The sequence below is a fragment of the Lactobacillus sp. wkB10 genome, from assembly GCF_000760615.1.
In the GTDB taxonomy this organism is placed as follows: Bacteria; Bacillota; Bacilli; order Lactobacillales; family Lactobacillaceae; genus Lactobacillus; species Lactobacillus huangpiensis.
The window spans coordinates 95537-107468 of record NZ_JRJB01000009.1; the positions used below are offsets into that span (position 1 = coordinate 95537).

14 protein-coding genes are annotated in these 11932 nt (G+C 35.3%); 9 read left to right on the top strand and 5 right to left on the bottom strand.

The annotated features are described in order from the left end of the window. On the top strand, positions 1 to 615 hold the full coding sequence (locus LACWKB10_RS07530; protein ID WP_034980721.1) for an XTP/dITP diphosphatase: 615 nt from the start codon (positions 1 to 3) through the stop codon (positions 613 to 615). Positions 616 to 710: 95 nt separating this feature from the next. On the opposite strand, the gene LACWKB10_RS07535 is transcribed toward LACWKB10_RS07530, so the two are convergent. Next, positions 711 to 1526, bottom strand: a complete 816-nt coding sequence (locus LACWKB10_RS07535) for a mechanosensitive ion channel family protein (protein ID WP_034980724.1) — start codon at positions 1524 to 1526, stop codon at positions 711 to 713. A gap of 111 nt (positions 1527 to 1637) precedes the next feature. Here LACWKB10_RS07535 and LACWKB10_RS07540 point away from each other — a divergent pair, with 111 nt between their 5' ends. Continuing rightward, the gene (locus LACWKB10_RS07540) at positions 1638 to 2063 is read left to right on the top strand and encodes a DUF948 domain-containing protein (RefSeq protein ID WP_034980727.1); all 426 of its coding nucleotides are present in this window, start codon (positions 1638 to 1640) and stop codon (positions 2061 to 2063) included. Positions 2064 to 2080: 17 nt separating this feature from the next. Next, positions 2081 to 2497, top strand: a complete 417-nt coding sequence (locus LACWKB10_RS07545; RefSeq protein WP_052060335.1) for a DUF1269 domain-containing protein — start codon at positions 2081 to 2083, stop codon at positions 2495 to 2497. 81 nt (positions 2498 to 2578) lie between these two features. On the opposite strand, the gene LACWKB10_RS07550 is transcribed toward LACWKB10_RS07545, so the two are convergent. Then, positions 2579 to 3679: an aminopeptidase P family protein gene (locus LACWKB10_RS07550; RefSeq protein ID WP_034980729.1), complete on the bottom strand. Its 1101-nt coding sequence runs from the start codon at positions 3677 to 3679 to the stop codon at positions 2579 to 2581. Between the two features lie 149 nt (positions 3680 to 3828). Here LACWKB10_RS07550 and LACWKB10_RS07555 point away from each other — a divergent pair, with 149 nt between their 5' ends. Continuing rightward, positions 3829 to 4830 (top strand): substrate-binding domain-containing protein, encoded by a 1002-nt coding sequence (locus LACWKB10_RS07555; RefSeq protein WP_034980732.1) that lies wholly within the window; start codon positions 3829 to 3831, stop codon positions 4828 to 4830. 31 nt (positions 4831 to 4861) lie between these two features. On the opposite strand, the gene LACWKB10_RS07560 is transcribed toward LACWKB10_RS07555, so the two are convergent. After that, positions 4862 to 6250: a glycerophosphodiester phosphodiesterase gene (locus LACWKB10_RS07560; RefSeq protein ID WP_034980734.1), complete on the bottom strand. Its 1389-nt coding sequence runs from the start codon at positions 6248 to 6250 to the stop codon at positions 4862 to 4864. A gap of 85 nt (positions 6251 to 6335) precedes the next feature. Between LACWKB10_RS07560 and LACWKB10_RS07565 the strand changes: the two genes are divergently transcribed. From LACWKB10_RS07565 to LACWKB10_RS07585, 5 genes are read left to right on the top strand one after another with little or no spacing between them, the layout of a single operon-like run. After that, complete coding sequence (locus LACWKB10_RS07565; RefSeq protein WP_034980737.1) at positions 6336 to 6668, top strand: hypothetical protein; 333 nt, start codon at positions 6336 to 6338, stop codon at positions 6666 to 6668. Between the two features lie 11 nt (positions 6669 to 6679). Then, positions 6680 to 8077, top strand: coding sequence for a bifunctional UDP-sugar hydrolase/5'-nucleotidase (locus LACWKB10_RS07570; protein ID WP_034980738.1), 1398 nt, complete (start codon positions 6680 to 6682; stop codon positions 8075 to 8077). Next, on the top strand, positions 8055 to 8633 hold the full coding sequence (locus LACWKB10_RS07575) for a YutD family protein (RefSeq protein ID WP_034980741.1): 579 nt from the start codon (positions 8055 to 8057) through the stop codon (positions 8631 to 8633). The genes LACWKB10_RS07570 and LACWKB10_RS07575 overlap by 23 nt, the downstream gene beginning before the upstream one ends. Then, a complete protein-coding gene (locus LACWKB10_RS07580; protein WP_034980743.1) occupies positions 8634 to 9410 on the top strand; it encodes a TIGR01457 family HAD-type hydrolase in 777 nt (258 codons plus the stop codon). Beyond that, complete coding sequence (locus LACWKB10_RS07585; protein ID WP_034980746.1) at positions 9407 to 10015, top strand: TIGR01906 family membrane protein; 609 nt, start codon at positions 9407 to 9409, stop codon at positions 10013 to 10015. Before LACWKB10_RS07580 ends, LACWKB10_RS07585 begins: the two co-directional genes overlap by 4 nt. 10 nt (positions 10016 to 10025) lie before the next feature. Here LACWKB10_RS07585 and LACWKB10_RS07590 read toward each other — a convergent pair whose 3' ends face one another. Both LACWKB10_RS07590 and LACWKB10_RS07595 read right to left on the bottom strand, forming a co-directional pair. Beyond that, complete coding sequence (locus tag LACWKB10_RS07590) at positions 10026 to 10676, bottom strand: VTT domain-containing protein (RefSeq protein WP_034980749.1); 651 nt, start codon at positions 10674 to 10676, stop codon at positions 10026 to 10028. 9 nt (positions 10677 to 10685) lie between these two features. Beyond that, entirely contained in the window at positions 10686 to 11645 is a 960-nt protein-coding gene (locus LACWKB10_RS07595) for an NAD(P)/FAD-dependent oxidoreductase (RefSeq protein ID WP_200878508.1), read from the bottom strand. Positions 11646 to 11932: the final 287 nt, after the last annotated feature.

Sequence of the window (11932 nt, forward strand, 5' to 3'; positions counted from 1 at the left end):
ATGGAAATATTATTTGCTACTACAAATAAAGGAAAAGTCAAAGAGCTAAAATCAGCATTTAAAACTTCTGCAATTAATGTTAGCCTCAAAACAAATGCTGATTTAGATAGACCACCTGTAGTTGATGAATATGGAATAACTTTTGAGCAAAACGCTAAGTTGAAGGCCCACGAGTTAGCAGATTACAGCCATATGTTGACAATAGCTGATGATTCTGGATTAATCGTTGATGCACTTGATGGTGCTCCTGGAGTTCATTCTGCACGTTTTGCAGGTCCCGAGCATAATGACCAAAAGAATAATGCCAAATTGCTTGCAGAACTTGGCGGAGTGCCTTTAAAAAAACGGACTGCCAGGTTTAATACTACAATCGTAGTTTCTAAGCCAGGTCATTTTGACCAGGATTTAGTTGTTTCAGGTCAGTGTGAAGGCTTAATTTTACCCGCACCTCAGGGCGATGATGGATTTGGCTATGATCCCCTTTTTTATGTGCCTGAAAAGCAGAAAACTTTTGCAGAGATGACAATAGCTGAAAAAAATGGTCTCTCTCATAGGGGAAAAGCAATATCTCAATTGCTTAAAGAGTTACCTAACTGGCTGGCTCAGTTTGAATAAATAAAAAAACTGATGAAAATCTCTAGTAATATCTCAACAAAAATAATAATAAGTTTGTTGAATTTACCATATTTGATTTTTATCAGTTTCTATTTTTATTCTGCCAATAAAATTTTATTTTCGGGTAAAATTTTTAAATATTGTGTCAGGTACTCATCTTGAACTTCTTTTTCATGGCCAGGTTTGACTTGAAAATGAACAACATAATTGACAGTTTGTGCTGTTTGTTCTGTGATACCAACTATTTTAGGTTCTTGCACTAGAAAATCAAAATTAGTACTCAATTTATTATTAACTTGGTTAATAATATCGTGAACTTTTGAAAAGTCATTATTGGCTTTAAGCTGCATTGTTATATCCAAACCAATGCCACCGTGAGCCAGATTTTGAACTATTGAAATGTTGCGATTGGGAATGTAGATAATAGAACCATCGGATCCTTTAAGTCTGGTAGTTCGTAGACCCAACTGAATTACAACTCCTGTTTGATTGTTAATGGAAACAATGTCACCCACATCAAACTGATCTTCGCTTAAGATGAAAAAGCCATTAACCAAATCACTGACAAATCCTTGCGCTCCCATACCTAAAGCTAGTGAAAAAATACCGGCACTTGCAAGCAGAGTTCCAATTGGAATGCCTAAAATGGATAAAACCGCAAATAAGTAAAAGAAGATTACTGTATATTCAAAGATACTGTTAATTAATGCTGTAACAGTTTGTGTTCTCTTATTTTGTTTTCTTTTACTGCGCTTCAAATAATGACTGATAATTTTTTTGCCAAAATGATCAATTAAATAAAAAACTATGGATGAAATTGCTAATTGCCAGACAATTGCCAAAACTTGTTCACCCAGTCTGTCCCAGTTGAATTTGAGGACGTTTTTGTTGATTTGAAATATTTTATTCATGGTAATTACCTTTCGTATATGCATATTAACTATAACAAAATATGACATATAGATTGAGATTAAAGCATTTTCATGCTAGACTTTTTTTAGGTATAGAATTGGAGGTAAAAGATGAAATTTTCTTATGGTGCATTAGCAGGGTTGATTGCTGCCATTGCATTATTAATTTTAGTACTTTTCACAATTCCAGTGCTTATTCGAGCCGCAAAAGCTACTAGAGAAGCAGAAAAAACGATCCGAAGTGCTAATGAGTCGATTCAACAAGTTTCTGAAGATGTCGATGATTTACTACATCAAACTGGAGATTTGCTGGATAAAACCAATGTCTTGTTAGCAGATGTTAATGTTAAAATGAAAACTATTGATCCTGTTGTTCAGGCAGCAGCTGATCTAGGCGAAAGCGTTTCAGATGTTAATACCTCTACCAGAAAAATGGCAAAACGTTTCAATAATTTTCATTGGAAACGTAACGGATTGATGTCATCTGCTTTAGCATCGGTGTTTGCACGGCATAAGCGACGTAAAGGTGAAGATTAGTAAAAGGAGTTACTTTTATGAAAAAGTTTGTAAGTTTTGTTTTAGGTACTATTGTTGGGACTGCGGCAGGTTTTCTTGCTGGTTCTCTATTAGTAAGTGATGACCAAATCGATGAATTGAAGAAAAAAGTTAAGAACAATGAAACTGTTCAAGATTTAAAGAAAAAATATGATAACGGTACTGAAATAGTAAAGAATCAACTGGCTTCATTCCCTAAGAATGTAGAAGATGATTCAGAACTAAAGGATTTTGATGATATCGTTATTGATAATTCAAAAGATGATGACGCACAGCAAAAAGATCATGCTCAAGATGTAGCGAATGATCTGCATCATGCAGAAACAAATGATGATTTTAATCATCCAGAACCTCCAAAGCCTGAAGGTCCATCTGATCCCTCTGATGCACCTGCCGACCCATATTCCAGACCATAAAATTAATTGAAAAATGGCACTAGCAGAAAAGATATTACTGCTAGTGCCATTTTTATGTAGTCAAACAATTTGAATTCTTGTTTAAAGAGGCAAAACTTTGAGCTCCTTACTGGTGTGAGTAAATGGCTCATAACCATCTTTAGTAACGACTCCACAATCCTCAATTCTGACACCCGCAACATTTGGAATGTAAATTCCGGGTTCAATTGAAAAACACATTCCCTCTTCAATTATGAGATCATTACCTTGTACAATTGACGGGTATTCGTGAACTTCTTTTCCGATTCCATGACCTAAACGGTGGATAAAATATTCTCCATAGCCGGCTTTAGTAATGATATCCCGGGCAACACTGTCGAGTTCAGAAGCAGTCATACCTGGTCTGACCGCATCTATAGCAGCTTGTTGAGCTTCACGATCAATTTCATAAATTTCTCTTTCCTTAGCCGTTGGCTCGCCATAAGCAACGGTGCGACTGGAATCTGAAGCATAACCATTGTGCATAGTACCCAGATCAAAAAGAACTAATTCATTAGGCTTAACTTTATTCATAGTAGGACCTAGATGAGGATTTGCAGCATTGGCACCAGCCTGCACAATAGTTTCAAAACTTTCATGCATTACTCCTTTTTGCACTTTGAGCTGATACTCAATTTGTCCTGCTATGTATCTCTCAGTTACGCCTTCTTTAATAGCATCGAAGCCAATTTGAAATGCAAAATCTGCTTCACGTCCTGCGGCCTGCAATTGTTTAATTTCCTCAGGAGTTTTATAAAGGCGAATTTTATTAACGAAATTTGAAAGATCACCATCAAAATTTGCATTTGGAAATTGTTCGTGAATGAGCTGGTAGTGAGAAACAGAAAGGTTGTTTTTCTCTAAAGCCCATTTTTGATATTCTTTTGTTCTGCTTCTTACCTTGTCAGCAATAATTTCCCACGGATTTTCTGAATCAAGATAGCCGTAAACATCACCATTCCAGGCAGAGTTTTTTGCTTCTTCAACGTTTAAAGCTGGCACGAATACAAATGGATCTTGGTCCTTGAATGCTAAAAGGGCAAAAATTCGTTCGTGAGGCTCCATATCATATCCGGTAAAGTAGGAAATTGTAGTTGGGTTAGAAATATAGGCAACATCGTTGTCAGAACTTTGCAGCCATTCTTGTAATTTTGTTAAATTCATAGCTTCTTCCTTCCATTTTGAATTCATAGTTAAAGAAAGTATATCATGTTCTCGACTTGAAAAAATGAAAGAATAGTTGTAAACGTTTGCACTTTCCTAAAAAAAATGATAAATTTTATACTAGTAAAATTAAGATGGGGGAACCAAGAATGCGTAAACAAGATATTACAATTTATGATGTAGCTCGTGAGGCTAAAGTCTCAATGGCCACAGTTTCACGAGTAGTTAATGGCAATACAAATGTGCGTAAAGATACGCGCGATCGAGTAATGAAAGTAATCAACCGGTTGCACTATCAACCCAATGCAGTAGCACAGGGACTTGCGTCCAAGAGAACTACTACGGTTGGATTAATTGTACCGGATTTAACTAACCTTTATTTTGCAGAATTGTCAAAAGGTATTGATGATATTGCTCTTTTGTACAAATACAATATTATCATTACTAGCATTGAAAACCGTTTGATGAGAGAAGATCAAGCGATTCAAGGATTGCTTAATAAACAAGTTGATGGGGTAATTTACATGTCAGACACACTGCCTGAAGAAGCGGTTGAGGCTTTTAAGCGTACTGATACTCCAGTGGTTCTGGCAGGGACTAAAGATAGTCACAGTGAATTTCCGTCAGTTGCCATTGATTATAAAAAGGCAGATACAGAAGCTTTAAACCTTCTTTACAATGATGGCAGAAAGAATTTGGCTTTGGTATTAGGCAATCCTGATACAGTAGTTAATGTACAAAACAGAATTCCAGCTTATAAGAAATTTATGTCAGATCATAATTTAGGTGAAGGCCATATTTATTCTAATATTAAAGATCATTCTGATGGATATAATTTATTGTCACAATTAGATCAAGATGGTGTCGATGGCGTAATTGTAACTAATGATGTTACTGCTGTCGGAATTTTGAATTCTGCAATTGATGCTGGTAAAAAGGTGCCTGAAGAATTAGAAATAATTACAGCAAGTGCTACGCAAATTGCTTCAGTTGTCCGTCCCGCTTTGACGGCCATTCGTCAACCACTTTATGATATTGGTGCAGTAGCAATGAGAATGCTCACCAAGCTAATGAATAATGAAGAAGTGCCAGAAACACAGATTGAACTTCCTTATGAAATATTAAAAAAGCAAAGTACAACAAATGAATAAAGATTGTTTATCATATAAAAAGTGTTGCAAGTTAGTCATGCAACACTTTTTTAGTTTTTAATTTTTGAATTTGCCTTATTTGTTCCCAAGTATTGAGTGGCTCGGCAGATTTCAATGGCAGGTAAGGAGTTAACGCAATATTAGAATAACGACTCATCCGTGGTAAATGACGATAATTTTGCCAACTAGCTTCGTCAAAAAAACCATAAAATAGAATGTCACGTGCTTTGACCCACCCCAAGGATGTATATAGCCATAAACTTTTGGGACTACCATTGAAATTCTCTATTTTAAACAAAGTATTGGCGGGTAAAACTTTGCTTGTCTGGGATTGATTATCCGGAAAACGGTAAAGGTGAGCTCCCCTCTGCGATTTAGTTAAAATTTGCTTACTTTGATAGGGAGCAATATCTTCAGGCTTCAAATCCATATTAACAAATTCAGCCGATATAAATGTATGGTTGGCAATTTGATAATAAAGTTGATTATGGGCTCTAACCCCGTACATCACTTCAAACTTTTGTCCTGGATAGACGTATTTTGTCTGTTTGTCTTGCACATAAGGATTCATCATCGTTTTAGTCTTTTTTTTGCCAAAATAACTGCCACTACGGTGAATGTCATATTTCTTAGTACCTTCTTTTGCCAGTTTGTATTTAAAACCAGTACTAGGAAAGTTGGTTACGACACCATCAACGTTTTTATTAATTAACCATTGCCATAAGTCAGGGGACTCATCCATTTCAGTCCATACAAAAACCTGTTTATTTAGCTGGTGCAGCCAATGTATAAGCCATGCATGATTTAAAATTAAATCAGAGGAAACATTAACGGCATTTACTTGCGGCAAATTACTAAAATTCATTCTTTTCAGGCTGCCCACAATTAAAATTAAGTATGCATCGGGCATTATCTTACGGAAGTGAAATAGACTAGCAACTGAAAAAGAATGGATCATGACCCGTTTTTCCATGTGATATTTTTTGATAGTCGCTGCAATTTGATCTTCTAATTCATAAGAGGGGTCTAACGAATGATCTATTTTGGTTTCAAGAATAAATTTTGTATTTGGTCTTTTTTGATAGTATTCAAATAATTGTGGTAAACTCATGACATGTTCACCGTTGTCATAGGTTAACTCGCTAAGTGCCTGCCAATTATTTTGTGATACAATTGCATGTGTATGGGTCACTCTAAATAAGTCATCATCGTGTGAAACGACTAATTCTCCATCTGCAGAAAGATGGAGATCAAGTTCAACGTAATCGGCACCAGAATTAAAAGCAGAGTTGTCACTTTGAATAGTTTCTTCAGGATATTTGCTCGGGTCGCCCCGATGGCCGACCACAGTAAAGCCACAGGTTGTAATAAAAATGATGCTAAAAATGAGAGCCCTGATTAATTGGCTTTGATATTTCATGTGTACACCTCTATTGTTAACTACAATAGCATGGTTGCACATTTTTTGCTACATGTCACAGATTTAACTTATGCGGGGGATATTGATGAATGAACAATATGAAGAGTTGGATTTAATTGAAGAAATCGTGCGCAACGATGGCAGTAAGTATTTTGAAATTTCCAATATTGATCAAAATGGAATAGCTGAACTTGCCGCAGATCGTGGAAAAATTAAAAGCGTGCGTATTTTGCAATTGAATATTCCGCGTACTAAAGCCCTTATTACTTATGAAAAATACATTAATGAAAACTACAAACTTGAAACTTTGACTAATGAAGAAGACTGGAAAAATCCTGATTGGGTGGAATGGAAAAAGCCAAAGGGGAAAGTCCTAGATGCATATAATATGGTTTTGAAATCTAATCAAATTGGATAGAGAGCAGGATAATGGAAAAAATTCGCATTTTACACACTAATGATTTACATTCACATTTCGAACATTTCCCCAAAATTGGCCGTTATTTAAGAGAAGCTCAAAAAGATAAATCTGTCGATCAGATTCTTACTTTTGATGCTGGTGACTTCATGGATCGTTCTCATCCTTTGACTGATGCGACATATGGACAAGCTAATATTAAGTTAATGAACTCTTTTCATTATGATGCAATTACTATTGGCAACAATGAAGGAATTTCCAATTCACATTGCGTAGTGGAAAAATTATTTGACCATGCTAATTTTCCCGTTATTTTAGCGAATTTGCGAGAAGAAGACGGTTCAATGCCTCATTGGGCTGTTCAAAATAAAATTTTGCTTACCAGAAAGGGTACTCGAATTGGTCTAATCGGTCTGACTGCAGCTTATCCTCTTTCTTATGAACCTAATCACTGGCACGTTAAAATGTTGAAAGAAACAATGGACGATGTTTTGCCCAAAATGAAGGGCCAGTATGATGTGTTAATTTTAATAACTCATATTGGCTTAAATATGGATACTTTTTTAGCTAGAAATTATCCTCAAATTGACTTGATTGTGGGTGGACACAGTCATGACCTGTTGCCACGTGGTAAAAAGGTGGAAAATGTCTGGATTACTCAAACAGGTAAATGGGGTAATTATGTGGGGGACACTTATATGGAAATCGATGATAATCATCACGTGCAAAAAATCACTCCACATGTTGTGCCCACCGGTTTGATGAAGTCCAATTTAGATGATGAGGAAACTATTTTAGGTTACAGGCAAAAGGGAAAAGAAATCTTAAGTCGCGAACTTGTGGCTGATTTGCCTGAGAAATATGATAATGATCGTGAAGCTGCTCTTCAGGTTTCCATGAATGCCATTGCAAATTTTGCAGGAACAGATTTAGCTATGCTCAGTTCAGGTCTTTTTTTAACACCTTTTAAAAAGGGCATTTTGACTAAATATGATTTGCAAAAAGCTTTGCCACATTCAATGCATGTTGTGCGTTCTACTTTGAAAGGCAGTGATTTGTGGCGCCTAGTTATGGAAATCGAAAAAAATCGACATTTTTTGGATCAGTTTCCTTTGCAAGGCATGAGTTTTCGAGGAAAAATTTTTGGTCAAATGTACTACAAAGGAATCAAATTTGATCCTATAAGCAGAGTTGTTTTTGTAAATGGCAAGGAAGTTGATCCCTACCAGGAATATCAAATTGCTGTTTTGGATCATTATGTCTTAGTACCATTTTTCCCCACCCTAGCAATTGTTGGTGATAATGACTTTTTGTTCCCCAAATTTTTGCGTGAAGTGGTTGGGGATTATTTAGCAAAAAAGTATCCGTTAACGGGAAGTGAAAGTAATGGTAGAACAAACCAGCAGTAAAAAAGAAAAAGATAATAAATTTGAGCAAGTTCAGCCATTGCGGCATCCTCTGGCTGTTGTTAGCTTGGATGATGATCAACTAAAAATAAACAAACAGCTTTATCAAGTTATGGTTAATAAGAATGAGGCTCTTGATCTTGAACTTTTACGCCAAAAATATGATCCGTATTTAGATCAATATGATTTTATTGTTGGCGATGTGTCAAGTGAACATTTGCGTTTAAAAGGCTTTTACCAGGATAATGCACAAACAGCAATAGATCGAAAAAAGCAGACTATTGCCGACTATTTACTGGAATACTGCAATCCGGGTGGACCATATTTTGTTTTACAACTTTTAAGTCCGGTTCATCATTATCATTATAATAAAAGAAAAAGGCGAAAAAATTCGTTCAAGAATAGGACGCAGAGCTCGAATCGGAGAAAACTGAATAAACCTTTTAAAAGCTATCATATACGTCCGACCAGAATAAAAAAGCCTGAAACAGTTACTGTAAAAAAAGAACGAACAAACCAACATTCTTTTGTAATAAAAAAAAGAAAGGGCAGCAAATAAGTGAAAGATTACCGTTTATTTTTAATTGATCTTGATGGCACAATTTATCGCGGTAAAGAAACTATTGCTTCTGGGGTTCGTTTTGTTAAGCGCCTTGAAAAAGCGCATAAGGATTATATTTTTCTAACTAATAACACTACTCGCACTCCCCAAATGGTTGTAGATAAGCTTAAAGTTCATGGCGTTCAAACCGATGTTGCGCATATTTATACGCCGTGTATGGCAACAGTAAGTTATATTCTGAAAAATGAAAAAGAACGAACAGACAAAATTGGTGTTTATATAATTGGTCAAATTGGCTTATGGCGTGAATTCATGCAAAATCCAGCTTTTGAACTTAACGATACTAATCCTGAATACGTTGTGGTTGGAATGGATACAGATTTGACTTATCACAAAATTCAAGTAGCCGTGAGTGCAATAAGAAAAGGAGCTACCTTCATTGGTACTAATGCAGATTTAAATTTGCCTAGTGAAAAAGGTTTAATGCCTGGCAACGGTTCTCAGTGTGCAATGATTGCAGCTTCCAGTGGACAAGAGCCGTTTTTTATTGGAAAGCCTTCTTCTGTGATTATTGATATGTTGTTAGCCAAGTTGCATTTTGAAAAAAAAGATGCGCTTTTAGTGGGTGACAATTACGATACTGATATCAAGGCAGGGTTTAACAGTCATGTTGACCAATTGCTGGTAACTACTGGTATTACACAAGTTGCGGATATTGAAGGTAAAAAACAACCTACAATTTTGGTTGACAGCTTAGATCAGGTTAAATTATGAACAAAAGAAATAATATTCTAACTATTATTTATAATTTTATTTTTGCTGTTTCTACTAGCGTTGTAACGGCTCTAGTTGCTAGTTGGCCCTTATTATTTGTCTTTGTTTTGGTGCAAAAAACAAATAAAACGGTGAATTTATCAGTTGGTCAAGTAATGAGCAATTATAATCAATTAATGTGGTATTTAATTTGGCCCTTTAAACGTAAATTACGAATGAGTAATTTGCATACTTCATCTATGGCCGCAGGTCACTTTGCAGATGTCAAAAAATTGTTTGTTTTGGCTATTATTGCTTTTTTATGTTGTTTAATAATACTTTTTTGGTGTAAAAAGCGAAATAAAAAATTTTTGCGTTTAAATAAAGTATGGGCCTTAGTGTTCTTATTGTTACCAGTTGCAATTTTGCCGTTTGCTCTGACTAATTTTGATAATTTTTTTATCACTTTTCATCATTTGTTTTTTGCAGGCAGTAATACCTGGCTATTTGATCCAGTGACAGATCCAATTATTAATGTCCTTACTGAAGGCTTTTTTGCGTCTTGTTTCGCAATTGCAGGTATTGTTTACGAATTGTATTTCGCAGATAAATTATTGCAAAAATAAAAAGGAGTTCTTAATGGAACTCCTTTTTGTTTTTAATTCGTTTTTTTAATGCAACTATTAAAATTGGCAAAACAGAAATTAGGATAATTGCGATTAGTAACATTGAGAAATGCTCTTTTACAAATGGTATGTTGCCAAAGAATGCACCCAATATCGTAAATAGACCACTCCAGATTATTCCACCAATTACGTTATAAAGAGCAAATTTGCCATAGTGCATATTGCTGCCACCGGAGACAAAAGGAACAAACGTCCTAATAAAGGGAATAAATCTGCCTATAACAATGGTAATTGGTCCGTGTCTGTTAAAAAAGTTTTCAGCGGCCAGACGATTTTTTTGGTTAATTAGCCTGTTAAACCAAGTATGTTTTGTACCTTGCTTTACAGACCAGGCACCTATTTCATAATTGCAAGCATCGCCTAAGATAGCCGCAAGCAATACTGAAAAATAAATCCACCAAATGTTCAAATTATATTCTGGGTTAACTGCTAAAGAACTCGCAGCAAAAATTAGTGAATCACCAGGTAAAAAAGGGAAAATAACTAATCCAGTTTCAATAAAAATAATGGCAAAGATAATCAAGTATGTCCAATTGCCAAACTGATTAACTATTTCAATCAGATGATGGTCGATATGCAGAATAAAATTGATTATTGTCATAAACATCTCCTAAATACTGGTTGAATGAATTGTTAAGGTTTTTTCTGGAAAAAGTGAGCGCATGATTGTAGTGATTGCAATTTGTGCTTCTCCGAATCCAAGCCCAATAAGAGGTACGCGCCCAGGATAAGTTGATACATCGCCAATTGCATAGATGCCAGGTATATTTGTTTCCATAGAGCGTGATACTTCAATTTGGTTATTGTTTAAATTGACACCCCACTTTTTTACAAATTGGTTATTAGCACGGAAGCCATACCCAACAATTATTTGATCAAATTGTTCGTAAATAATGTTGCTGGTTCCCATTTCTTTTAAACCGATATTAAGTAGATTATCTCTGATTTGAATTGATTTAGGAAGATAGGGAGTCTGTACTTCAACATTTTTTAAACTTTTGAGTTTTTGAACACTGGATTCCAAACCACGAAATTCATTTCTTCTATGAATTAAATTGATTTTTGTTCCTGGCTGATCTGCTAGTTCAGCTGCCCAATCAAGTGCAGAATCTCCTCCACCAAAAACTCCTATTTTTAGATTTTTAAATTTTTGAGGATCTCTAACATAGTAATGAACTTTTTTTTCAATCTCATTATCCATTTTTAGCGGAAACTTTTTAGGAGTAAACGATCCGGTTCCTGTTGCAATAATTACGCTTTTTACAGAAAAACTATTATCAATAATAAATTTCTTGTCTGCTTTTTTAAGATCTACAACAGGATGATTTAAGATAAAAGTTGCGTTTTGGCTGCTTTTATTTCGCAACTTTTCGATTAATTCATGAGCAGAAATAGAACTGAAAGCTGGTATATCCAAAATTTTCTTAAATGGATAAAGTAGTTTTGGTTGGCCTCCTACTTCTGCAAGTGAGTCAAAAACTACAGTTTTCAGACCATGAAGATGGGCAAAATTAGCACAGAATAATCCAACTGGACCTGCCCCAATAATTGCTAAATCAAAATTTTTTATTTTAAAAACTCCCCTCTAAACCTTGATATAACAACTTTATCATAAAAAAAGAACTAAGTCTTTTCAATAAATTGTAAAAAAGACTTGCAAAAGGCCAAAATAATTGCTAGTATTAGTAACTGTCGTCGGGCAATGAGCCGCAAGGCAAGAGGCCCCTAAGGCCGACAAAAAAATCGAGCAAAAGCAGTTGACAAAAACGAGCTGTTTTAGTAAGATAATAAACGCTGTCAGGGAAGACGGCGAAAAGGTACCAGAAAAAAGTGCTTGACAAAAGGGACTGAATCTGG